Annotated in this window: 19 protein-coding genes and 1 pseudogene; 18 read left to right on the top strand and 2 right to left on the bottom strand. The window is 36.3% G+C overall.

Annotation, left to right across the window (positions count from 1 at the left end; all coding sequences use genetic code 11):
• The first annotated feature begins 151 nt into the window (after positions 1 to 151).
• Positions 152 to 1,462: a diaminopimelate decarboxylase gene (gene lysA, locus IGM04_RS06340; protein WP_179189116.1), complete on the top strand. Its 1,311-nt coding sequence runs from the start codon at positions 152 to 154 to the stop codon at positions 1,460 to 1,462.
• A 147-nt stretch (positions 1,463 to 1,609) separates the two neighbouring features.
• Positions 1,610 to 2,602, top strand: coding sequence for an alpha/beta hydrolase (locus IGM04_RS06345; protein ID WP_016615871.1), 993 nt, complete (start codon positions 1,610 to 1,612; stop codon positions 2,600 to 2,602).
• Between the two features lie 15 nt (positions 2,603 to 2,617).
• Here IGM04_RS06345 and IGM04_RS06350 read toward each other — a convergent pair whose 3' ends face one another.
• A complete protein-coding gene (locus tag IGM04_RS06350; RefSeq protein ID WP_016615870.1) occupies positions 2,618 to 3,151 on the bottom strand; it encodes a hypothetical protein in 534 nt (177 codons plus the stop codon).
• Between the two features lie 285 nt (positions 3,152 to 3,436).
• Here IGM04_RS06350 and IGM04_RS06355 point away from each other — a divergent pair, with 285 nt between their 5' ends.
• Both IGM04_RS06355 and IGM04_RS06360 read left to right on the top strand, forming a co-directional pair.
• Positions 3,437 to 4,291: a hypothetical protein gene (locus IGM04_RS06355; RefSeq protein WP_179189117.1), complete on the top strand. Its 855-nt coding sequence runs from the start codon at positions 3,437 to 3,439 to the stop codon at positions 4,289 to 4,291.
• A 266-nt stretch (positions 4,292 to 4,557) separates the two neighbouring features.
• Positions 4,558 to 5,041: pseudogene (locus IGM04_RS06360) on the top strand (GNAT family N-acetyltransferase).
• A 97-nt stretch (positions 5,042 to 5,138) separates the two neighbouring features.
• On the opposite strand, the gene IGM04_RS06365 reads toward IGM04_RS06360, so the two are convergent.
• Entirely contained in the window at positions 5,139 to 5,483 is a 345-nt protein-coding gene (locus IGM04_RS06365; RefSeq protein WP_002357660.1) for a metal-sulfur cluster assembly factor, read from the bottom strand.
• 275 nt (positions 5,484 to 5,758) lie between these two features.
• Between IGM04_RS06365 and IGM04_RS06370 the strand changes: the two genes are divergently transcribed.
• The 14 genes from IGM04_RS06370 to dnaG all read left to right on the top strand — a co-directional run bounded on the left by IGM04_RS06370 (position 5,759) and on the right by dnaG (position 23,628).
• Positions 5,759 to 6,823: a dipeptide epimerase gene (locus tag IGM04_RS06370; protein WP_086317864.1), complete on the top strand. Its 1,065-nt coding sequence runs from the start codon at positions 5,759 to 5,761 to the stop codon at positions 6,821 to 6,823.
• A gap of 16 nt (positions 6,824 to 6,839) precedes the next feature.
• Positions 6,840 to 8,216: a transglutaminase-like domain-containing protein gene (locus tag IGM04_RS06375; protein WP_010820816.1), complete on the top strand. Its 1,377-nt coding sequence runs from the start codon at positions 6,840 to 6,842 to the stop codon at positions 8,214 to 8,216.
• Between the two features lie 17 nt (positions 8,217 to 8,233).
• Positions 8,234 to 9,886: a peptide ABC transporter substrate-binding protein gene (locus IGM04_RS06380; protein WP_086317865.1), complete on the top strand. Its 1,653-nt coding sequence runs from the start codon at positions 8,234 to 8,236 to the stop codon at positions 9,884 to 9,886.
• Between the two features lie 310 nt (positions 9,887 to 10,196).
• Complete coding sequence (locus IGM04_RS06385) at positions 10,197 to 11,030, top strand: PRD domain-containing protein (RefSeq protein ID WP_002357655.1); 834 nt, start codon at positions 10,197 to 10,199, stop codon at positions 11,028 to 11,030.
• A 36-nt stretch (positions 11,031 to 11,066) separates the two neighbouring features.
• Positions 11,067 to 13,064: an N-acetylglucosamine-specific PTS transporter subunit IIBC gene (gene nagE / locus IGM04_RS06390; RefSeq protein WP_086317866.1), complete on the top strand. Its 1,998-nt coding sequence runs from the start codon at positions 11,067 to 11,069 to the stop codon at positions 13,062 to 13,064.
• Between the two features lie 241 nt (positions 13,065 to 13,305).
• Complete coding sequence (locus IGM04_RS06395) at positions 13,306 to 14,787, top strand: BglG family transcription antiterminator (protein ID WP_002379430.1); 1,482 nt, start codon at positions 13,306 to 13,308, stop codon at positions 14,785 to 14,787.
• Positions 14,777 to 15,229, top strand: a complete 453-nt coding sequence (locus IGM04_RS06400; RefSeq protein ID WP_002389217.1) for a PTS sugar transporter subunit IIA — start codon at positions 14,777 to 14,779, stop codon at positions 15,227 to 15,229. Before IGM04_RS06395 ends, IGM04_RS06400 begins: the two co-directional genes overlap by 11 nt.
• Entirely contained in the window at positions 15,229 to 15,546 is a 318-nt protein-coding gene (locus tag IGM04_RS06405) for a PTS fructose transporter subunit IIB (RefSeq protein ID WP_002408519.1), read from the top strand. Before IGM04_RS06400 ends, IGM04_RS06405 begins: the two co-directional genes overlap by 1 nt.
• A 19-nt stretch (positions 15,547 to 15,565) precedes the next feature.
• Positions 15,566 to 16,015: a PTS sugar transporter subunit IIA gene (locus tag IGM04_RS06410; RefSeq protein ID WP_002369427.1), complete on the top strand. Its 450-nt coding sequence runs from the start codon at positions 15,566 to 15,568 to the stop codon at positions 16,013 to 16,015.
• A 109-nt stretch (positions 16,016 to 16,124) separates the two neighbouring features.
• Positions 16,125 to 17,225, top strand: a complete 1,101-nt coding sequence (locus tag IGM04_RS06415; protein ID WP_086317867.1) for a PTS fructose transporter subunit IIC — start codon at positions 16,125 to 16,127, stop codon at positions 17,223 to 17,225.
• Between the two features lie 137 nt (positions 17,226 to 17,362).
• Positions 17,363 to 18,052: a D-allulose 6-phosphate 3-epimerase gene (gene alsE, locus IGM04_RS06420; RefSeq protein ID WP_002369425.1), complete on the top strand. Its 690-nt coding sequence runs from the start codon at positions 17,363 to 17,365 to the stop codon at positions 18,050 to 18,052.
• Between the two features lie 290 nt (positions 18,053 to 18,342).
• A complete protein-coding gene (locus tag IGM04_RS06425; protein ID WP_002357646.1) occupies positions 18,343 to 18,960 on the top strand; it encodes a lysozyme family protein in 618 nt (205 codons plus the stop codon).
• A 128-nt stretch (positions 18,961 to 19,088) separates the two neighbouring features.
• Entirely contained in the window at positions 19,089 to 21,425 is a 2,337-nt protein-coding gene (locus IGM04_RS06430; protein ID WP_002357645.1) for a cation-translocating P-type ATPase, read from the top strand.
• Between the two features lie 316 nt (positions 21,426 to 21,741).
• The gene (dnaG, locus tag IGM04_RS06435) at positions 21,742 to 23,628 is read left to right on the top strand and encodes a DNA primase (protein ID WP_002363929.1); all 1,887 of its coding nucleotides are present in this window, start codon (positions 21,742 to 21,744) and stop codon (positions 23,626 to 23,628) included.
• Positions 23,629 to 23,665 lie beyond the last annotated feature (37 nt).

Consider the following 23,665-nt stretch of genomic DNA (forward strand, 5'->3'; position numbering starts at 1 on the left):
AGATTAAAGTCTTGATAATAAAGGTTTTTTATTTGTATGCCAATTATTGTAGGCTATTTGGCGAAAAAAAGCAACAGGAGAAAGTCAGAAAAAAATGTGGAAAATTATAGGAAGCTACTGGGTTTTATGCTATGATTTTTAATAAAACAAAATGAAGGGGCGGGAAAACATGTTATTTGGTACAGCAAAAATGAATCGGGAAAATCATTTAGAAATCGGTGGTTGTGACACCGTAAAGTTGGCGCAAAAATTCGGGACGCCGTTATTTGTTTATGATGTCGCTCATATTCGCGCGCAGGCACGTGGTTTTAAACAAACGTTAAATCAATTAGGTATCAAAAATAAAGTGGTTTATGCAAGTAAAGCATTTAGTTGTTTAGCTATTTATCAAGTGTTAAAGGAAGAAGATATTGCTTGTGATGTTGTCTCTGGTGGAGAACTATTCACAGCTTTAAAAGGGGGCATGGAGCCAGCGGAAATTGAGTTCCATGGAAATAATAAAACCCCTGAAGAATTACGTTATGCTTTGGATAACAAAATAGGTACAATTGTCATTGATAATTTTTACGAAATTGACTTGTTGGAAGAATTATTAGCTACACGAAATCAAACACAAAAAGTTCTTTTTCGGGTGAGTCCTGGCGTGGATGCAGAAACACATGATTACATTTTGACAGGCCAAGAAGATTCAAAATTTGGTTTTGATGTTGCAAGTGGCCAGGCAACAGAAGCACTTGTTCGCCTTTTATCAAATCCCTCTTTTGATGTGCAAGGGGTCCATTGCCATATTGGCTCGCAAATTTTTGCTGTGGAAGGCTTTTTAGCTGCTGTTGAAAAAATGTTCACTATTTTAGAAGACTGGCGGCAAGTCCATCAATTTACAGCACATGTTTTAAATATGGGTGGTGGTTTTGGTGTGCAGTACACGCAGCAAGATGAGCCGTTAACACCAGCAACATTTGTTGAAAAAATTGTTTATTCCTTGAAAGGTCATTGTGAACAATTAGGGTATCCACTGCCTGAGCTTTGGATTGAACCAGGCCGCAGTTTAATTGCCGAAGCGGGCACAACGATATATACAGTTGGCGCTCAAAAAGAGGTTCCTGGTGTTCGTCATTTTGTTTCCGTAGATGGTGGCATGGGTGATAATATACGGCCTGCTTTGTATCAAGCGGTTTATGATGGATTTTTAGCGAATCGTGAGGGGCATGATTCAGTCAAGAAAGTCACAGTGGTTGGTAAATATTGCGAATCAGGAGATGTCTTACTTCGAGATATTTTATTGCCAGAAGTTAAAGCAGGGGATTTATTGGCCATTAGTAGTACGGGGGCTTACGGTTATTCAATGGCAAGTAATTACAACCGAAATCCTCGACCAGCGGTGGTTTTTGTCGAAGATGGACAAGTAAAATTAGTTGCTCGCCGTGAGACATATGAAGATATGACAACGTTGGATTGTTGATAGATTAAAAGTAGCCGCCTCTTTTTGAGACGGCTGCTTTTTTTTTCAAAAAATAACAAAATGTAAGGGTGATTTCTTTCAGAAATGAAAAATCCATAGTATATTAAATGAAGAAAGAAATACTTTAGAAGAGGGTGTGATTTGCAGATGAAATGGCTCCTCGGGTTACTGATCATTTTTGCAATGATTGGCGTTGTTTTTTCTTTTTACATTGCCAATTATTTTTTGAAAATCGCGTTGCTTAAAGACAACCCTTGGTATCATAAAAAGGGGCATCGGTTATTAAATCCTGATAATTTTCAAGAACGAGAAACAAGATATACTAAAATAGAAGAACAACAAAAACAAGAAGGCGAAGCTTTTTGGACAGAGTCTTTTGCTGAAGATCGTTGGTTGAAAATTAAAGATGAAACATTGTATGCACGGTGTTTTACTCCTTATCCAGATAACCATCGTTGGGCGATTTGTGTGCATGGTTATCGTTCAAACGGAAAACGCGATATGGCATATACTGCATTACGTTTTGCAGAAGAAGGCTACAATGTTTTAGTTCCCGATTTGCGTGCGCACGGGAAAAGTTCAGGGAATAAAATTGGGATGGGCTGGCTGGATCGGTTAGATTTATTAAGTTGGCTTAGTGAAGTTCTTGCCATTGATATGGAAGCAGAAATTATTTTAGTGGGCGGTTCCATGGGAGCGGCTACTGTCATGATGGCAAGTGGTGAAAAGTTACCAACGAATGTCCGCGGATTAATAGTGGATTGTGGCTACACTTCTGTCTATGATGAATTTAAATACGTCCTACATGAATCTTTTCATTTACCCGCTTTTCCTATTTTAACGATTGCTAATCAATTAGCATTAAATAACTATGGCTTTCAATTGAAAACCGCTTCTTCCGTGAGACAATTACACAAAAATACGTTGCCAACATTTTTTATTCACGGTACAGGTGATCGCTTTGTTCCAATGATAATGTTTGAAGAAAATTTAGCGGCAACTCAGGGGATAAAAAAAGGCCTCATTGTTGCTAAAGCACCACATTTATCTTCAAGTGTCTACGAACCTGAAAATTATTACAGTAGTATTTTTGAATTTTTGGAAGAAAACTGTCCTGCAGTAAAAACAACATCCGACTAAAAAAGACATGGATTTTCATGATTCCATGTCTTTTTTTTGTCTGACTCGTTTAGCTAAATTTAAAGTGCTTAAAAAGAAAAATAACGGCGCCAAACTACCAAGGCAAAGAAACCATTTCATTGAATAAGTTAACTCTTGCTGTAAAAGAGATTCTCGTATATAGCTGAAACCTTCGCCATGGACCCGCAAATAAATATAAATGTAAGCATAAAGAATCACTAAAGGCAAAATACAGACTTCTAATATTTCCAAAAGATAAGGAAATGTTTTATTTAATAATTTGAGGCGTGTCTTATTCAATAGATAAGCAAAAATGAAAATTGACCATAAAAAACCAAAAAAACTAATCAAATAAAAAATCAGATTCGCACTTCCTGCATTCATAAAAGCTTTCGGGAAAAGTAGTCTGCCGATGAACGTATTTTTAATTGTAAAAGGAACATCAAAAATGGAAATATAAAGACAAAAAAGTACTAATGTTAACAAGGCATGCCAAATCTTTTTCTCCATTTCATTTAAAAAATATCTAATTACTTGGTACATTTCCATAAACTGTCGCTCCGTGTTTGAAATAATCGTAGTTTTGACTATACCATAGCTGTTCTCAATTTTCTTGAAAAAAATACACGCAACCAGCCTCGACTATACGAAACACACAGAGTGTCTAAAAATAAGTTGCCGATCGCATTTTTTCGCATGCTAGTGTTGCACTTCTGTTTCGCTGGTGTTTTCTAATTGCTGATTTGTTGATTAAAAAAGGGCAGGAGGGAGCGTTTTTCTAGTATAATAATATAAAAGAATATAGAGAAAATCGTAGGATGGGAGTTATTCAAAGTGGCGGAGATTACAGTTAAGACAATTTCAGCGAAAGATGATTTAAAGAAGTTGCTTTTGGGTCAAGAGTATGACCACCAGCAGCCGGTTAAAAATATTTTAAAAGCTAGAACATCGAATGTCCATATTGAAAAGTACGAGGTTGTGGAGGATGTTTTTTTAAAGTTAACTGGGAAGGCGACCATGCACAAAGATATTATGAACTCATTTTGGACAACGTATAAAATTATGTTACAACTTGTTTATCCCGATTTCTTTAGACCAGCGGAAGTAATTGGGGAAAATCAAGAAAGCTATTTAGAAAAACCTTCTGAACAGAATTTGCTTGCAGTAAATAGCAAGTATCCGCCTCATGATTCCGGGACATCGGCTGTGATTTCGGACCGATATTTAACTTATTTTGACCAAGTTTTTCCTGACTATTTACCAAATCCTGTACCCAAAAAATATACATGGAATGAATTCCTTCTCGACAATTTTACTAAATTTGATCGAGTCCATCAGGACCCACAATTAAAGCGTTTTGCCGAACTTACCCATTCAATTGGAAACATTACAGTAGTTCCACTAGGATTTAACAGCGGAAGAAGTTTATCGTTTAAAGATTATTGGGATTATTCTTTAGAACAACTTTCGATATTTTTAGCTTCATTTCATTCATGGGAAAGCTACGTTCATACGTATGAGATGCAACCATTTTTAAATGAACAGTATCAACCAGTAGCGCTATGGAAAAATCATTTGAAAAAAGACTCGTTTATCTTACCTCAGAATCTAGAGGAGATAAATGAATATTTAGTTCAAGTAAATCAACGAATAGAAAAAAGAGGGCAGCGAATAGTGAATCGGTTGTAATGAAATAAGAATCGACTTTTCACTAAACGTTGAAAGTCTCGAATCGTGTGCTCTTTTATTGACTCAGGAACAGAGAACGATTAAACTACTAGATTAGTATCAAAAAATAATTGCGTATAGGGCTAACCAGTCGCATGTTTAAATAACTTTTAGGTCTTATGTAAGTAACAAAAGTTATTAGTACGAAGCAATCATTTTAGAAAGGAGCTTTTATGTAATTCACATTATTAAATCAAGAAAATCAAGCCTATTGGGAAGCAACCTACATAGAAGCTTTTCCAGAAGAAGAGAGACTGCCGTTTGGTCAATTATTGACGTCTTCTCAAGCAGGAAAATTTCATTTGTTTGTTATTCAAGAGGCGGATGAGAACGTGGGGATTTTGTTAAATAGTCAAATTGCACCTGAAGCAACCTATGTCTTTTTCTTTGCAATTGATCAGCACCACCGAAACAAACGATTAGGCTCAACCGTGTTAGCGTTATTGAAGACACGTTATCCTAAGGGGTTCTTTTAGAGAGTGAAGAAATTGGCAAAAATGCAGCGAATGAAGCCCAAAGAGAAAAACGTTATCAGTTTTATGAAAGAAATGGCGTGCTGGATACAGGGTACTGATTATGGATAGAGGGCTCACTTTTCATATCATGTTTGCTGGAGCGTCAGGCTTCGGTGGAACGCAGCTACAGTTTTTATTAGACTTCCATCCAGTAGCAAAAATTTGGAAAAAGCCAAGTATTGATGGCATCAGGTAGTTTTTTTCAAATAAGTAAATTAAACAAACAAAAAAACATATGAAAGAACGGACCAATCGGTTCTTTCATATGTTTTTTATCATTAGTCTCGAAATAACTAGCGAATACCCAAAGCAATTCGTGCGTAACGGCTCATTTTATCCGTTGTCCAAGCAGGGTACCAGACTAATTTTACTTCGATATTATTCACTTCAGGAATATCTTTTAAAACACCATGGATTTGTTCTGTTAAAACATCTGCTAACGGACAACCCATTGTGGTTAAGGTCATTTTGATGACAGTATCACCAGTTTCTTCTGCAAATTCAACTTCATAAATTAGTCCTAAATTAACAATATCGATGCCTAATTCAGGGTCAATCACTGTTTCTAATGCAGTTAAAATATCTTCTTTAATTGCTTCAACTTCTTCGGTTGAACGTTGTTGAGGTTGTTCACTCATTCGTCTTCTACTCCTTTGCAAGTTGCCTCTTTACTATCATACCTTTTTTAAGAATGTTTGTAAATGAGAAGTATCTCACATGTCATGGAATTTACTGATTTACTAAAAAAGCTCATAAAATTCGAAATTCATTTTATTTTAATCAAAATCTCATTATTTTGTTGACATTAGAAAACAATGAGTTTAGAATGATCGATAACAATCTAAATTTAATTTTTGGATATTTTTAAAAAACTGAATTTTCAGTCAATTGAAAATATCAAAGGGAGGATTTTATGAAAATTAAGCAGGTGCATGTTAGGGCATCAAAAATCAAGCTGAAAGAAACATTTACAATCGCTTTGGGGACGATTGAATCCGCGGATAGTGCAATTGTGGAAATTGAAACAGAAGAGGGACTTATTGGATATGGAGAAGGAGGGCCAGGCATTTTTATTACCGGTGAAACGTTGGCTGGCACGCTTGAAACGATCGAATTATTTGGCCAAGCAATCATTGGCTTAAACCCCTTTAATATTGAGAAAATTCATGAAGTGATGGATAAAATATCTGCTTTCGCTCCAGCGGCAAAAGCAGCAATCGATATTGCTTGTTATGATTTGATGGGTCAGAAAGCTCAACTGCCTCTTTATCAATTGTTAGGCGGCTATGATAACCAAGTAATAACGGATATTACACTAGGTATTGATGAACCAAATGTGATGGCACAAAAAGCCGTCGAAAAAGTCAAACTAGGTTTTGATACATTAAAAATTAAAGTCGGAACAGGAATTGAAGCTGATATCGCAAGAGTAAAAGCGATTCGTGAAGCAGTTGGCTTTGATATCAAGCTCCGCTTAGATGCGAATCAGGCTTGGACGCCCAAAGATGCAGTTAAAGCGATTCAAGAATTAGTAGATTATCAAATTGAATTAGTGGAACAGCCAGTTAAAAGACGCGATTTAGAAGGTCTAAAATACGTTACTTCACAAGTTAATACGACAATTATGGCTGATGAAAGCTGTTTTGATGCTCAAGATGCGTTGGAATTAGTTAAAAAAGGCACAGTCGATGTTATCAATATAAAATTAATGAAGTGTGGCGGCATTCATGAAGCGCTGAAAATTAATCAGATTTGTGAAACAGCAGGCATCGAATGCATGATTGGTTGCATGGCGGAAGAAACAACCATTGGCATCACGGCTGCTGCCCATTTAGCTGCTGCTCAAAAGAATATCACACGAGCAGATTTAGATGCGACATTCGGTTTAGAAACTGCGCCCGTAACTGGGGGCGTATCCTTAGAAGCAAAACCATTATTGGAATTAGGAGAAGCAGCTGGATTAGGCATTTCTCATTAAAAAAGGAGTAAAGCAAATGAAGTATGATTTAAAGTATCTTAGTGTCCCTTTGCCTGAGGAAATTCAAAGGGTGAAAGAATTTGGCGATTTTGCAAGTGCGGATATTGCCATTGATTTTTGGTTGACAAAAGAACTTCCGCAGGCATTAAAAGAACGTTTGATAATTGAAAAAGATGTCATTAAAATGATGCGTATGAATGAGTATCCTCATAGCTTTGCAAAAGCTGATCAAATGATGAGAGACACTTTTCAGGATTATCAAACAGAGGAATTAATTCGTTTAAAAGAAACGGGATTAGTGGACTGGGTTTATATTGATGGTGAACCGTATTTCCAACTTCGATTTTTGGCCAATTTAATTAAAACAAATGCGGCATATGTTGCACGTTTGCGGGAAGCAGAAAGCAATCAATTAGAAATTCTCCGCAAAAAAGAACTAAAAGAGAACATCGAACAAATGCAAAAAAACGGTGGTAGAAAAGTGAAAACAACAATTAAAGCCACCATTCAGGTGAAAAAAGAATTTGAGCGTCCAGGTGAGCGTGTTCGTGTCCATTTGCCGCTACCCAAAGCGTGTCAACAACAATCAGAAATTGAAATCCTAGCTGCATCACCTGAAGCAACCTATATTGCGGCAGAAGATGCGCCTCAACGAACACTGTGTTTTGAAACAATCTTAAAAGAAAATCAAACGTTTACAGTTGAATATTGTTATGTTAATCGGATGGTTTACCAACAGTTAGAAGAAAATAACGTAGACAAAATGCAACCAAGCTTTGATTTAGAGGAACAGTTACCGCATATTCGATTCACGCCTTATTTAAGAAATTTAGCAGATGAGATTGTGGGCGATGAAAGTAATCCCTTAAAAAAGGCACGCTTGATTTATGACTTTGTGACGACAAAGATTCATTATTCTTTCATGCGTGAATATTTTACAATTTCCAATATTTCAGAGTATGCTGCAACTAATTTAAAAGGTGACTGCGGCGTGCAAGCGATTTTGTTTATCACGCTTTGTCGGATTGCAGGGATACCAGCCAAATGGCAATCGGGATTATATGTTTCTACACATTATACAGGCTGTCATGATTGGGCACAATTTTATATAGAACCGTACGGCTGGCTCTTTGCGGATTTATCTTTTGGCGGAGGTGCTTACCGAGACGGGGATAGACAGCGGTGGAATCATTATTTCGGCAATTTAGATGTTTTTAGAATGGTCGCAAATAGTGAGATCCAGGCAGACTTTCAGCCGGCAAAAATGCAATTGCGTGCAGACCCAATTGACAACCAGCGGGGAGAATTTGAGTACGAAAATGAGGGCTTGCCCTACGCATGCTTGATAGTTTCGCAAGAACGGCTTTCCATGGAAGAGTTGCCGTTTGATTGACACATAGGGGGAATAGTATGAAAAAGTTAAAAATGATGGGGATTATGTTATTTGTTAGTACGGTCTTGGTAGGTTGTGGCACAACAGCAGAAACAAAAAGAGACGAGAAAGCAACTGAGAAAACCAGTGTCTCGAAAAAAGTTTTAAATTTAATGGAGAACTCGGAAATCGGTTCAATGGATTCTATTTTTACACAAGATGAAGCCAGCATTAACGCACAGTCCAATGTCTTTGAAGGGCTATATCAATTAGATGAGAAGGATCAACTGATACCTGCTGCCGCTAAAGAGATGCCAGAAATTTCTGAAGATGGCAAACGATATACCATTAAACTAAGAGAAGATGGCAAGTGGTCCAATGGTGATGCTGTAACAGCCAATGATTTTGTTTTTGCTTGGCGTAAATTAGCGAATCCCAAAAACCAAGCCAATTACTTTTTCTTGTTAGAAGGAACGATTCTGAACGGAACAGCTATTACAAAAGAGGAAAAAGCACCAGAGGAATTGGGTGTCAAAGCGCTTGATGATTATACTTTGGAGGTTACTTTAGAAAAGCCTGTACCATATTTTACGTCCTTATTGGCATTTTCTCCATTTTTCCCACAAAACGAAGCATTCGTGAAAGAAAAAGGACAAGACTATGGCACTTCTAGTGAAATGATTGTATCTAATGGTCCGTTTTTAATGAAAAATTGGGATCAGTCAGCGATGTCGTGGGATTTTGTGCGTAATCCCGACTATTACGATAAAGAAAAAGTAAAATCAGAAACGATTCATTTTGAAGTTCTTAAAGAAACCAATACCGTTTATAATTTGTACGAATCAGGTGAATTAGATGTGGCTGTCTTAACAGGAGATTTTGCTAAACAAAATCGAGACAACCCAGACTATGAAGCAATCGAACGGTCAAAAGTATATTCCTTACGTTTAAACCAAAAAAGAAACGAAAAACCATCTATTTTTGCAAATGAGAATGTCCGCAAAGCTTTAGCTTATGCTTTGGATAAAAAAAGTTTAGTCAACAATATTTTAGCAGATGGTTCAAAAGAAATTTATGGGTACATTCCACAAAAATTTGTATATAACCCAGAAACGAATGAAGATTTTCGTCAAGAAGCAGGCACCCTTGTCAAAACAGACGCCAAAAAAGCCAAAGAGTATTTAGATAAAGCAAAAGCAGAGCTAAACGGAGATGTAGCCATTGAACTTCTTTCAAGAGATGGTGATAGTGACCGAAAAGTTGCTGAATTCATCCAAGGCCAGTTACAAGAAACGTTGCCAGGTCTCACTATTAATGTCAAAACAGTTCCTTTAAATAATGCGATTGAATTAATGAGAAAAGGGGATTATGAATTGTCTGTTGGCATGTGGGGACCCGATTATCAGGATCCAATGACTTTCTTAGAAAGCTCAGTTAGTGGTAACCGTATGAACTATTCTAGCCCAACGTTTGATCAACTAATTGAAGAAGCAACAACTAAATACGCAAATGATCCTGAAACTCGTTGGCAAACATTAATTAAAGCTGAAAAAGTATTGGTGGAAGAAGATGCCGCTTTAATTCCTTTATACCAAGAGGCCCGTAGTCAGCTTGTACGACCAGGTGTCAAAGGCATTCAGTATCATAACTTCGGTGCAACGAGCACATATAAGTATGCCTATAAAGAATAAATTAGTGAACAAAAGTACCTTTAGCTGAAGGTACTTTTTTTCCCGATAAGAGCTTCTTTTTTGTTAATAGTCAACAATTAATAAAAAAATAATTGAAAAAGGTTGACAAAAATAATGATACTCGTTAGAATAAGCACTGTTAACAAATGAATAGCGTTTTCATGTGACTAGATAATACTAGGCATGGAAGAATTTCGTAATACAATGTGGTGTACAATGGTTACGCAACATGTTTAACGGGATTGTTCTATGCTTTTTTTGTTGTTTTCACTGAAGATGTTAGAATTACTTCTGCAGAAGAGGGTCATTTATGAAAATTAAAAAGGTGCTAAATCAAAATGCTGTACTTGTTCTTGACGAAGGACAGGAGAAAGTAGCTGTAGGTAAAGGCGTCGGGTTTAATAAGACTAAAAATGATGTCTTATCTCGACAATTGGTGGAGCGGATGTTTGTGATGGAGCCAGAAGGACTGAAAAAACTTCAAGTACTGCTATCACAAATTGAAGACAAATACTTTTTAGCGAGTGAAGAAATTATCCAACATGCTGAAACGGTATTGGGTGAAAAGTTGAATGAACATATTAATATTGGGTTGAGTGATCACATTGCTTTTGCAGCTGAAAATATTCAAAATAATATTATTGTTCGGAACAAGCTTTTAAGTGAAATTGAGATTTTATATAGTGAAGAATTTGCTATTGCTCAATGGGCTGTAGAATATTTAACACAAACCTTAGAGATTCCATTTAGTTATGATGAAGCGGGATATATTGCAATTCATATCCATAGTGCTCGCAGCGGGCGTACTGATAATAGTAAAAGTATCCGTGAAGTTACAATCGTTTCTGAAATTATTCATTTAATCGAGCAGGAATTGGCTATTGATATTCATGATGATAAAAATAGTCTCAGTTATTCACGTTTGGTGAATCATTTACGTTTGTTTATTCATCGCTTCCAACAAAATCAATATGCTGTTTTAGATGAAGAAATTTTGGAAGTCGTAAAGAAAAAGTATGCTGAAAGCTATGAAATCTCAAAAAAAGTACAAGTCTTATTAATGAGAAATTTTCATTATCAAGTACCAAATGAAGAACTTGGTTATTTATCGATTCACATTGAACGATTAAGAATGACCAAATAATAAAAATTAAATAGTTTATGTGAGGAGTTACGTATAATGAAAGCGTATATGCAAAGAATGGGACGTTCGTTAATGTTACCAGTTGCTGTATTACCGGCGGCTTCTTTATTAGTCGGTATTGCCAACTGGATCGTGGGAACAATCGGCGCTAGTCCAGCCACAACTTTTCTAATGAATGGTGGTTTGGCTATCTTAAACAACTTAGCATTATTATTTGCAGTTGGTTTAGCGTTAGGAATGTCAAAAGATAAAGATGGATCGGCAGCATTAGCTGGTTTAGTCGCTTATTTAGTGCCAAAAACTGTTTTAGCGCCTGCTTCTATCCAAGCCATTAAAGGCTTCAAGGATATTGCTGAAGTAAACCCAGCCTTCAACAGCATGGACAACAATGTCTTTGTCGGGATTGTCGCTGGTTTAGTTGCCGCGGCAATGTATAATCGTTTCTCTGGTGTGAAATTGCCAATGGCTTTATCATTCTTTAGTGGAAAACGTTTAGTTCCTATTATGTCAGCTATTTCGATGTTAGCAATCTCAGCTGTCTTATTCTTCTTCTGGCCAGTTGTTTATAACGGATTAGTTGCTTTTGGTAAAGGAATCTCTAGCTTAGGTTTCGTAGGAGCTGGCTTGTATGGTTTCTTTAACCGACTATTAATTCCAACAGGCTTACACCATGCTTTGAATTCTGTTTTCTGGTTTGATGTTGCTGGTATCAATGATATTGGGAACTTTTTAGCTGGTCAACAAGCGTTAGATACTGGTAAAGCAATTGTAGGACAAACGGGTATGTATCAAGCTGGTTTCTTCCCAGTAATGATGTTTGGTTTACCAGCAGGCGCGTTTGCAATTTATCAATGTGCACGTCCTGAGAAGAAAAAAGTTACAGCTTCATTAATGTTAGCTGCTGGTTTTGCGGCTTTCTTTACAGGCGTTACTGAACCTTTAGAATTCTCATTTATGTTCGTTGCTTGGCCTTTATATGTTTTACATGCAGTCTTTACAGGTATTTCTTTAGCACTCGCTGCGTTTATGCATTGGACAGCTGGCTTTGCCTTTAGTGCAGGTTTTGTAGACTTCTTCTTAAGTTTGAAAAACCCAGTCGCGAATCATCCAATGATGTTGGTGGTTCAAGGACTTGTCTTTGCAGCAATTTACTACTTCGGTTTCCGTTTTGCAATCACTAAGTTTAACTTAATGACACCAGGACGTGAAGAAGGCGATGGCGAAGAAACGCCAGATGTTGCAGAAGGCGACAACAAATTTGCTTCTCTAGCTCGTCGTATTTATGATGGTTTAGGCGCTGATGCTAATGTAACTTCTATTGATAACTGTACAACTCGTTTACGCTTAACAGTGAAAGATACAGGCAAAGTGGATCAAGCAAAAATTAAAGCAACTGGGGTTCCTGGTGTGAAAGTCATTGATGACACCAATATCCAAGTGATCGTTGGTACGGAAGTACAATTTGTTGCTGACGAAATGCAACGATTATATAACCACCAAGCGCCAGCAACACCAGTCAAAGAAACACCTGTTTCTCAACCAGTTGTTGAAGAAAAAGCACCAGTTTCAACAAAAGAAACTGAATTATATTCTGTAGCGAATGGGAAAGTTATTCCTATTTCTGAAGTACCAGATGATGTTTTCTCAGCAAAAATGATGGGTGACGGTTATGCTGTCGTACCAACAGACGGCGAAGTTTCAACACCCGTTGCTGGTAAAATTACTAGCATTTTCCCAACAAAACATGCGTTAGGTATCCAAACAGATTCAGGCATTGAAGTATTATTACACATGGGTCTAGATACTGTTGAGTTACAAGGTGGACCATTTACATTACATGTTGAAGAAGGCCAAGTTGTAAAACAAGGCGATAAAATTGCAACCATTGATTTAGCCGCATTAGAACAAGCTGGCAAAAAATCAGATTTAATTGTTGTTTTCACAAATCAAGATATCGTTGCTCAATACGATTTACAAAAAGCAGGTCAAACGACTTCAATAAATGATGTAATCGGGAATGTTACCGTAAAATAAAAGTAAAAAAGGGCTAGCCGCAAGGCAGCCCTTTTTTTATATTCTTTGAAAGTATTAGTGTCTGTAGAGACAGTAATTCAAAATCGCTTGCTCTACAGATTTTTATTTATAAATAGCCTTAGAAAGTTTCGCATAATTGAACACTTTAACCACTCACAAAAATGGCCAATGTAACGGACAGAAAACAAGGAAGCGTTTTCTTTTATATGGATTATAATAAATATATCAAGGAGGGGTTGCTATGAGTTCGAAAAAAGAACGTGGACAAAAATTGTTGTTACTTCTCTCAAAAAAACAAGATTATATGACTGCAGAAGAATTGGCAAACTGCCTAAGTACTTCTCCTAAGACAGTTTATCGTTTGATAAAAAAAATTAACGATGAATTTTCAGAAGGTTCACTCATATTATCTGAGAAAGGACGAGGATACAAGCTAGACTATGAACGATTTATGGAACAGAATCGACATTTAGCCGAAAAAGAAAGTGATTTTTCGCCAAGGGAAAGACGCAATCGAATTCTGGAGGAATTGTTGTTAGCTTCTCCACAAGCTAAAAATGTTTATGAATTATTTGCAAGATATTATGTTGGCGATTCTGTGATATTTAGCGATGAACAACAATTATCCGAAGATTTAAAGAAATATGATTTAACACTCAAACGGAAAAATCGAACGTTGGCAATTATCGGTGAGGAAAGAGCTATCAGGAAAGCCATTTCCGATAGAATACAACTGTTGAACATTATCGATATTGAGGATCTTCGAAACAACAAAGCATTAAATTTTAATAATTATGATGTCCTTTTTACGTTAGATCAAGTCAGGAACATTGAAAAAAAACTGGATATTACTATTCCACATCCATATAACGTAAACATCTTTTCGCATCTTTATATCTTAATTAGTCGTTCACGAAAAGTAGCTATTTCTGAAAAATACCAATTATCTAACGAAGAAGAACAAGAATTAACAAAGGACTTAGTACTCAAAAAGGTCGCGCAAACAACGATTCAACAGATTGAAACTTATTTAAATAAGAGACTGCCTAACGTTGAAATTTATTACTTATATCAATATTTGGTTTCTTCTAGGATGCAAGGTTCATTTAGTAAAGTAACTAATTTTTCTTTCAAAGTAATGCAAATTACTCAATTTTATTTAGAGGAAATGAGTGCACAACTAAAAATTTTAACTGATAATGATCAGCTACTTCTTGAATTGGCTAGTCATATAAAACCAATGATAAATCGTCTTGAAAACGGCATACATGTTAAGAATAGTTTATTGGATCAAATAAAAATGACGTATGAAACAATTTTCAGAAAAATTGTGCAAGTTTCTAAGCAAGTAAGTAAAAACTATCAACTACCGGCTATAAACGAAGACGAGAATGGGTTTATTACATTGTATTTTGCGCGAATGATTGAAACCAATCAGTTACCTATTCGTACTTTGATTATGTGTACCACTGGAATTGGAACTTCAGAACTATTGAGAGTAAAAGTTGAAAAGAAATTCCCTGAATTACAAATTGTTGAAATTATTGCCACACGAAATATAAAGAAATCATTAAAAGATTATTCTGATATTGAATTGATTCTTACAACGATTCATTTACAGGAAAAGGTCCCCATTAAATCATTGTTGGTAAGTGCCATGTTTACAATGGATGATCAGTATCGATTACAAAGAAAAGTTGAGGAAATCTATCATGAACGTTAATCCTTTATACCAAGTTTTCCTAAACCAAGAACTTCTTTCAAAACAGCAAGTATATCAATTCATTGCAGAAACAGCAGCACCTTGGTTAACGCCCGAAGAAAAAAAGCAGATTGAGGAATCTTTGGTAAATCGTGAGAAGATGGGAAGTAATCAGATTGCAGAGCAAGTTGTCTTGCCACATTTAGAGAATGCACTCTTGAAAAAAAGTGAAATATATCTGATTGGCTTAAAAACAGAAATCCAAGAATGGACGGCAGACATTAAGCAAGTGAAATTAATTATTGTCATCTTACTAAAAGAAAATGAACAGTTAAAAGTAAAAAAAGAAATCAGTCGATTTACTAGAAAATTAGCAAATGAAGACTTCTTAGAAAAGTTGTTGCGTTTAAAAACAGAAACAGATTTTTATAAAAATATAGAAAAATTTGAGGAGGAAAAATAATGAAGATAGTCGGCGTAGCAGCCTGCACAGTAGGAATTGCTCACACATATATCGCACAAGAAAAATTGGAGAACGCTGCAAAAAAAGCAGGAGTTGAGATCCATATAGAAACACAAGGGACCATTGGGATTGAAAACAAACTAACGGATGAACAAATTAAGGAAGCGGACATTGTTATATTAGCCATTGATGTAAAAATTTCTGGAAGAGAGCGTTTTGATGGGAAACGAATCATTCAAGTACCTACAGAAGTTGCTGTAAAATCACCCACTAAACTAATTGAAAAAGCAGAAGAAGTTATGACACAAGAAAAGTAACCTTCTAGGAGGAATTGTAATGGAAGTAAAGGATATCATTGACTTAAAAACCGTTAAAACGAATATGAATGTAAATACAAAAGAGGAAGCGTTAAAAGAATTAGCCAATCTTTTGCTTGAAAATGGCAATATTTCAGATGAAAAAGGCTTTATAAAAGATATCTATGTTAGAGAGGCGGAAGGCCAAACAGGCATCGGAAACTATCTAGCCATTCCACATGGCAAAAGTGCGTATGTAAAAAAAATAGGCGTGGCCATTGGTATTAATGGTACAGAAATTCCTTGGGAATCTTTAGATGATAATGGCGTAAAAGGAATCATTCTTTTTGCTGTGGGTAATGATCATAAAGAAACAACTAGCCATCTTAAACTATTATCATTGTTTGCCAGAAAACTCGGAAATGATGAAGTAGTGAGAGAATTCCTTCAATCAAAATCGCCAGAGGATGTAGTAAAGGCATTCTCTTAATGAAATTACTAAGACAGCATATTGTGGATATTTTCTACAGAAGAATCCACAACAGTAATTTTTTTAAATAGAAAATAAAATGAAAAGAACAATGTTTAGGAGGATAAAAATGAAAAAACTAAAAGAGTTAAATCTTAAAGGTCATTTATTAACAGCAATCTCATATTTAATTCCAATTGTCTGTGGTGCTGGCTTTTTAATTGCAATTGGTATGGGGTTTGGCGGCTCAAGTCAAGGAACCTTGGTACCAGGTGAATTTTCGCTTTGGGATGCTTTAGCTACTATGGGTGGCGCTGGCTTAGGCTTACTTCCGGTTGTTATATCTACTGGCATTTCTTTTTCAATCGCCAGTAAACCTGGAATTGCTCCAGGCTTTATTATTGGTTTAACTGCGAATGCAGTTGGTGCCGGCTTTATTGGTGGTATTTTAGGTGGTTACTTGGCAGGATATCTTGTATTAGCTATTTTAAAATATGTGAAATTACCAAACTGGGCGAGAGGGTTAATGCCAACATTAATTATTCCATTTTTAACCTCAATTACTGGTGGATTAATCATGGTATATATTATCGGGACCCCAATAACGGCATTTACTTCATTATTAACGAACTTTTTAGATAGCTTAGGTAACTCGTCATTATTAATTTTTGGTGGTGTAATTGGTTTATTAAGTGGTATAGACTATGGCGGACCCATTAACAAAACTGTTTTTGCCTTTGTTTTGACAATGCAAGCGGAAGGACTTAATGGACCAATTACAGCATTGCAATTAGTAAATACAGCAACGCCAATAGGCTTTGGATTAGCTTTCTTCTTTGCTAAATTATTTAGAAAAAATATTTATACAAAACTAGAAGTTGAAACGTTAAAGTCTGCCGTACCAATGGGAGTGATTAACATTGTTGAAGGTGTTATTCCTTTAGTTATGAATGATATTGTCCGAGGAGTCATTGCTACAGCGATTGGTGGCTTCGTGGGTGGCGCAACAACAATGATCTTAGGGGCAGATGCGACAGTTCCATTTGGCGGTGTTTTAATGATTCCAACAATGAGTAAACCGCTGGCTGGCATTATTGCAATTGTTGTAAACGCTGTGGTTACCGGTTTAGTTTTAGCTATTATTAAGAAAGATGTAACTGAGAAAGATATGGAAGCGTTAGTAGAAAAAGAAGAAGAGGAGATAAACTTGGAAGATATTCAGATTTTCTAAACAAAATGAAAAAGCGCAACAAAATTAATGCAATTTATATTGCCTGTCAGAGATGTGTCAACGTCTGAATATAACGAGTTAGAAAAATTTTCAAAAACATCAACCAAATAATCAGATAGAAAGAGTTGAAAATTAGAATGAACAAAGTTGAATTTTCTCCGTCACTAATGACGATGGATTTGGACAAGTTTAAACAACAAATCACCTTTTTGAATGATCATGTTGCTTCGTATCACATAGACATTATGGATGGTCACTATGTGCCAAACATTACATTATCTCCGTGGTTTATTGAGGAGTTAAGAAAAATTTCGAAGCTCCCAGTATCTGCCCATTTAATGGTTACGAATCCAAGCTTTTGGGTACAACAACTAGTAGATATCAAATGTGAATGGATTTGTATGCATGCAGAGGTTTTAGATGGTCTAGCATTTCGCCTAATTGACCAAATTCACAATGCTAATCTTAAAGCAGGGATCGTCCTTAATCCCGAAACGCCTATTGAATCAATCTTTCCATATATTGAATTGTTGGATAAAATCACAATCATGACCGTTGATCCAGGCTTTGCTGGCCAGCGATTTATTGAAGGAACACTTGATAAAATTGTTGCTCTTCGTAATTTACGTGAAGAAAAAGGGTATCGTTATGTAATTGAAATGGACGGCTCATCGAATAGAAATTCATTTAAGCGAATTGATGCTGCAGGACCTGATATTTATATTGTTGGTAGAAGCGGATTGTTTGGATTGAATGAAGATATTGAAAAAGCTTGGAGAATGATGAGTAGAGACTATGAAGAAATGACTGGGAAAAAAATTCCATAAAACATTTGACTGTTTGTTAAAAGAATAGATAAGTTGTATAAAGTCAAGCCTAGAAAAGAATTTTGTTCATTCTTATCTGGGCTTTTTTGATGCAATAAATAAGCGCCAATAGAACAAAATTACTTGTTATTCTATTCTAGGTGAAAACGTTCAATCTTGCGAAGTTACGGTTTGTTCACAAAAAAGTTACTTTTATTAAATAAAACTAAAGAAGTAACAAAAACTTCGCTTTTTTCGGTTATTTCAAGTAACATAGAACGTATCTTAAAAGAAAAAGTTTGGATGATTCGATGCGTAGAGTAAGAAAAATAATTTATAAAATCATGCTACTTTTGTTTGTTGGTTTAGTTGCTGGTCTTGGCTATCTTGGCTATAAAATACATCAAAATGTTGAAACGGTAATGACCTTTGAAAAACAAGTAGAAGCAGAAGTCAAAAAAAATAAAATACCTGAATACAAAACATTAGCTTTAGCGATTATCTATACAGAGTCTAAAGGGAAATCTGGCGATATTATGCAGAGCAGTGAAAGTGTTTATGGACAACAAGAAGTGATTGAAACACCAGAGGAAAGTATCGCACATGGCGTCAAATTTCTTGCGGAAGCGTTAGCGAAAGCGAAAGAAGCTGGCTGTGATGAATGGACAGGCGTACAAGCATATAATTATGGACTGGATTATATTCAGTTTGTTAAAGAACGTGGCGGGAAACACACGACAGAGTTAGCAGAAGAATATTCAAGAGAAGTCCTTTCACCGTTGCTAGGGAATGACCAAAATACGAAATATCGTTATTATCGTTGGCAAGCGTTAGTTTACAATGGTGGTTACCTTTATCAAAATGGTGGCAATATGTTCTATGCGGAAATTGTCAAAATGAATCGTTGGTTTATTGAAAAGTTAAATTAAAACGAGAAAAGTCTAAAGAATTCTTTCAACTTACAGGAATTTTTTAGGCTTTTCTTGCAGTTTCATGAAAATGCAAGTAAACTAGAAGGGATGTAACTGATTAATTGAAAAGGTAGGGAAAGAGCTGGATGTTGAATAAAGTCGACCTGAAAAAAGGGTTAAGTACAGAAGAAGTTGCCAAGCAGAAAGAGTTAGGCCTTCAAAATAATTATGAGGAAAATGTAGCAAAATCTACAAAAGATATTATTTTTGATAACGTCATGACGTTATTCAACTTTTTAAACTTTGCAATCGCTGTTTGTTTACTATTTGTCGGAGCGTATTCCAATCTGGCTTTCTTAGCGATTATTATTGTGAACATGTCAATCGGGATTTTCCAAGAAATTCATGCCCGTAATTTAGTTCAAAAATTATCTATTGTGGCAAAAGAAAATGTTCATGTTGTTCGAAATGGCGTACAACAAGAAATTGATACAAAAGAACTAGTTATGGAAGATATTGTTATTATCTCTGCAGGGGAACAAGTTCCTTCTGATATGGAAGTTATTGACGGTAAAGTCGAAGCGAATGAAGCGTTGTTAACAGGTGAATCAGATTTAATTGAAAAGGAAATCGGCGATACCTTGCTTTCTGGAAGTTTCATTGTTAGCGGACAAGCCTATGCCCGTGTTATCCACGTTGGAGCCGAAAACTATGCTGTGAAAATCACCCAAGAAGCCAAAGTGCATAAACCAATTCAATCAGAGTTAGTCAATTCGATTCGTAAAGTCTCTAAATTTACAAGTTGGGTGATTATTCCTCTAGGGATTATTTTATTTGTTGAAGCTTTTTGGTTAAGAGATGCTGGCATTAAAACATCTGTTGTTGCTTCTGCAGCTGCTTTGTTAGGGATGTTACCAAAAGGATTAGTACTATTAATTAGTATTGCACTGACAACAGGTGTCATTAAGTTAGCCAAAAAACGTATTCTAGTACAAGATATGTACTCAATTGAAACATTGGCCCATGTGGACACTTTGTGTTTAGATAAAACTGGAACAATTACAGAAGGTAAAATGAAAGTGCAAAAGGCGATTATCTTGCATGACAAATATGAAGAACTTTTCCCGCAGATTATCGGAAGCTACCTATCTGAAAGTACGGATAATAATATTACAATGCAAGCAATTCGTGATCATTATGAAGTATCCAATCGATTTGGCGCAAAAGAAGTCTTGGCTTTTTCTTCTGAACGAAAATGGGGAGCTATTGAATTTCCAGAAATTGGGACAGTTTATTTAGGGGCTCCTGAGCGTTTGGTAGACGATAGTCGGTTGCCAGAAGCTGTCTTTACAGCACAAGAGAATGGGTATCGCGTCTTGATGTTAGCCATTGCGGAACAACAACCGTTAAACGAAACCAAAATGCCTTATTTAGAGCCATTAGCAATTCTAGAAATTGATGATCCAATTCGCCAAAATGCCAAAGAAACACTGGCTTATCTAAAAGAAGAAGGAATCGACTTAAAAGTAATTTCTGGTGATAATCCGGTAACTGTTTCAAATATTGCTCGTCGTGCTGGGCTACCCGGTTATGAGTCTTATATTGATTTGTCGACCAAAACGACAGAAGCAGAAGTGCGTGAAGCAGTTCAGCAATACACAGTGTTCGGACGTGTATCGCCTCAGCAAAAAAGAACCATTGTACGTGAGTTGAAAGACACAGAGCATGTGGTGGCGATGACCGGCGATGGCGTCAACGATGTTTTAGCGTTACGAGAAGCGGATTGTAGTATCGCCATGGCAGAGGGAGATGGCGCTACTCGGCAAATTTCTAATCTAGTTTTACTAGATTCTGATTTTACAACGTTACCAGATGTCTTGTTTGAAGGACGACGTGTGGTAAATAATGTAACCCGAGTTTCCAGCGTTTTCTTCATTAAAACGATTTATTCGTTTATTCTCTCAATCATTTGTGCCTTAACGGCCATTGCGTTCCCGTTCATTCCGATTCAAGTGACCTTGATTGATTTAGCAATTGAAGGATATCCTGCTTTCTTCTTATCTTTCGAAGGGGACAAACGAAAAGTTGTCGGGAAGTTTTTACCAACGGCTTTGAAAAATGCGTCTGTTAATGCGCTTTTAGTTGTAGCGAATATCATTGCTGTTTATCTGATTGGACAAAATCAAGGATTTTCTTCTTTAGACACCACGACGTTAATGTATTATTTATTAGTTGGAATTAGCTGTATGGCTGTTGTTCGAGCATGTCTGCCTTTAAATCCATTACGCATTTTCTTGGTTTTCAGTACCATTATTGGTATTTATGTAGCAGCTATGTTATTCCACAACATTTTAGAAATTGGTTTCTTAACTTCGCAAACAATGGGTCTCTTCTTTATTATGATGGCCATTAATATTGTAGTGCGTGTAACAATTGGTTTCGTACAAATGAAACGTGCTGGAAAAACAATTAAAGATTTATAAAAAGCAGAGGTTGAGCTAAAAGCATTCGTCTCCAGAAATGCAGTTCTTCTTTAAATCTTGAAGGAAGTCGGAGCAAGCTTGATGTTTAACTGATTATTTTAAGAGTTAGTGTCTGGGGCAGGAGTCAAGATGACTTTTGTCCTAGATACTTTCTTTTTTTGTTGAGTTGAAACAAGATACTTGAAAAACAGAGATTATGTGATACAATAAATCATGTGTAAATGTGTCCATTGGAATTCGCACTGAAATGACAGTGCGTTTTTTAAACGGTCAATCACATGAGTTAGCACAATGCTATTCTTAGGAGGTGAGGACAATGGCACAACGCATTCCTCAGGAAGTCATTGAGGAAGTTCGTCACCGAACGAATATAGTAGATATTATTGGGCAGTATGTCCAGTTAAAAAAATCCGGTAAAAATTATATGGGTTTATGTCCGTTTCACGAAGAACGTTCCCCTTCATTTTCAGTAGCAGAAGACAAACAAATTTTTCACTGTTTTGGCTGCGGGAAAGGTGGAACTGTTTTTAATTTCTTGCAAGAAATTGAAGGCATTAGTTTTCCAGAATCCGTGAAACGTGTTGCAGATTTGGAACATTTATCTGTGGACTTTGATTGGTCAGAGCCGCGTGAAGTAGCGGATACCCCAGAAAACCAACAAAGACGGAGTTTGTTACAACTGCATAGTAAAGCCGCAGAACTTTACCATCATATTTTAGTGAATACTAAAATTGGCGAACCCGCATTAAACTATTTATTAGAGCGGGGGTTAACACAAGAACTAATTGAGACCTTTCAAATTGGATTTGCGCCGCAAAAACGTGATTTCTTAAGTCAAGTTTTTAAAAACGAACAACTGGATGAAACGCTTTTTGAGCCTTCTGGGCTGTTTGTCCAAAGAGATAACGGTACGTTTTTGGATCGTTTCTATCAACGAATCATGTTTCCAATTAATGATCCCCAAGGCAATGTCATCGCCTTTTCTGGTCGCTTGTTAAAAACAGCTGATTTTCCAGGGGATGAGATGCCTAAATACTTGAATAGTCCTGAAACAACACTTTTTAATAAGCGAGAAACGCTGTTTAACTTTGATAAAGCCAGAAAAGAAATTCGTAAAGAAAATACAGTCTTGCTTTTTGAAGGATTCATGGATGTTATCGCTGCTTGGCAATCAGGCGTAAAAAGTGGGGTGGCTTCAATGGGGACTAGTTTGACCAATGAACAAATTCGGCGTTTGGAACGGGTCGCTAAGGAAGTAGTTATTTGTTACGATGGCGATAATGCCGGTGTTCAAGCCACAAACCGTGCGATTCAATTATTGCAAGAAAACAGTCATTTTGACTTGAGTATTGTCAGCATCCCTGAAAAGCTGGATCCTGATGAATATGTGCGGAAATATGGCGCAGAAGCTTTTCAAAATTTAGCCAATCATGGCCGAGAAACAGTTTTTAGTTTTAAAATGAACTATCATCGGTTAACTAGAAACATGAATAACGAAAAAGAACAATTGGATTATGTGAACGAATTGTTACGGGAGTTAACCAATGTTCAATCTCCCTTGGAACGTGATCGTTATTTAAACCAAATTGCTCAGGAATTTCAACTTTCTGTTCATAGTTTGGAAGAGCAATTCAATCAATTGAAGCAAGAGCAACGTTCAGTCCAACGGCAAGAAAGGCAACAATTTTATCAAGATGAAATGATGCCACCACCAATGGAAGAACCTGTTTTTGAAGAGAATCACGTCCAGAACAAGTTACCGTTAACCCAAGTTCAAAAAGCAGAACGTTCTTTATTATTTCGTTTAATGAATGAACAAGGAGTACGGCAAACCATTCAACAATTGCCAGATTTTTCATTCGCTCATGATGAATACCAAGAATTATATTTCTTGCTAGAAAGTTATGCGACACTGCATCAAAGTTTCGACATTGCCGATTTTATTAATTTTTTGCAAGATAATCAAACCAAACAATTAGCAATTGAAATTGCGTATCAGAATTTATCGGAAGAAAGCTCTGAGCGAGAAGTTGCCGATTTATTACATGTAATTGCCTTGTCAAGTATTGCAGAGGCAATTGAGCAGAAAAAGATTCAACAGCAAGAAGCAAAACGAGTGGGCAACCAACAGCTTGAAGCCGAATTAACAATGGAGATTATCCAATTGGCTCGACAGCTTAAAGCTCAACGAACATTTACTTAAGCAATAAATGAATAGAACTAAGCGTTTTGTTCATTTT

This window comes from Enterococcus sp. DIV2385, assembly GCF_051711925.1.
Taxonomy (GTDB): Bacteria; Bacillota; Bacilli; order Lactobacillales; family Enterococcaceae; genus Enterococcus; species Enterococcus faecalis.

Bases quoted from the DNA above. Each gene is read 5' to 3' on its own strand.
- lysA (WP_179189116.1), top strand. From the start codon at position 152: ATGAAGGGGCGGGAAAACATGTTATTTGGTACAGCAAAAATGAATCGG.
- IGM04_RS06345 (WP_016615871.1), top strand. From the start codon at position 1,610: ATGAAATGGCTCCTCGGGTTACTGATCATTTTTGCAATGATTGGCGTT.
- IGM04_RS06350 (WP_016615870.1), bottom strand. From the start codon at position 3,151: ATGGAAATGTACCAAGTAATTAGATATTTTTTAAATGAAATGGAGAAA.
- IGM04_RS06365 (WP_002357660.1), bottom strand. From the start codon at position 5,483: ATGAGTGAACAACCTCAACAACGTTCAACCGAAGAAGTTGAAGCAATT.
- IGM04_RS06370 (WP_086317864.1), top strand. From the start codon at position 5,759: ATGAAAATTAAGCAGGTGCATGTTAGGGCATCAAAAATCAAGCTGAAA.
- IGM04_RS06375 (WP_010820816.1), top strand. From the start codon at position 6,840: ATGAAGTATGATTTAAAGTATCTTAGTGTCCCTTTGCCTGAGGAAATT.
- IGM04_RS06380 (WP_086317865.1), top strand. From the start codon at position 8,234: ATGAAAAAGTTAAAAATGATGGGGATTATGTTATTTGTTAGTACGGTC.
- IGM04_RS06385 (WP_002357655.1), top strand. From the start codon at position 10,197: ATGAAAATTAAAAAGGTGCTAAATCAAAATGCTGTACTTGTTCTTGAC.
- nagE (WP_086317866.1), top strand. From the start codon at position 11,067: ATGAAAGCGTATATGCAAAGAATGGGACGTTCGTTAATGTTACCAGTT.
- IGM04_RS06395 (WP_002379430.1), top strand. From the start codon at position 13,306: ATGAGTTCGAAAAAAGAACGTGGACAAAAATTGTTGTTACTTCTCTCA.
- IGM04_RS06400 (WP_002389217.1), top strand. From the start codon at position 14,777: ATGAACGTTAATCCTTTATACCAAGTTTTCCTAAACCAAGAACTTCTT.
- IGM04_RS06405 (WP_002408519.1), top strand. From the start codon at position 15,229: ATGAAGATAGTCGGCGTAGCAGCCTGCACAGTAGGAATTGCTCACACA.
- IGM04_RS06410 (WP_002369427.1), top strand. From the start codon at position 15,566: ATGGAAGTAAAGGATATCATTGACTTAAAAACCGTTAAAACGAATATG.
- IGM04_RS06415 (WP_086317867.1), top strand. From the start codon at position 16,125: ATGAAAAAACTAAAAGAGTTAAATCTTAAAGGTCATTTATTAACAGCA.
- alsE (WP_002369425.1), top strand. From the start codon at position 17,363: ATGAACAAAGTTGAATTTTCTCCGTCACTAATGACGATGGATTTGGAC.
- IGM04_RS06425 (WP_002357646.1), top strand. From the start codon at position 18,343: ATGCGTAGAGTAAGAAAAATAATTTATAAAATCATGCTACTTTTGTTT.
- IGM04_RS06430 (WP_002357645.1), top strand. From the start codon at position 19,089: ATGTTGAATAAAGTCGACCTGAAAAAAGGGTTAAGTACAGAAGAAGTT.
- dnaG (WP_002363929.1), top strand. From the start codon at position 21,742: ATGGCACAACGCATTCCTCAGGAAGTCATTGAGGAAGTTCGTCACCGA.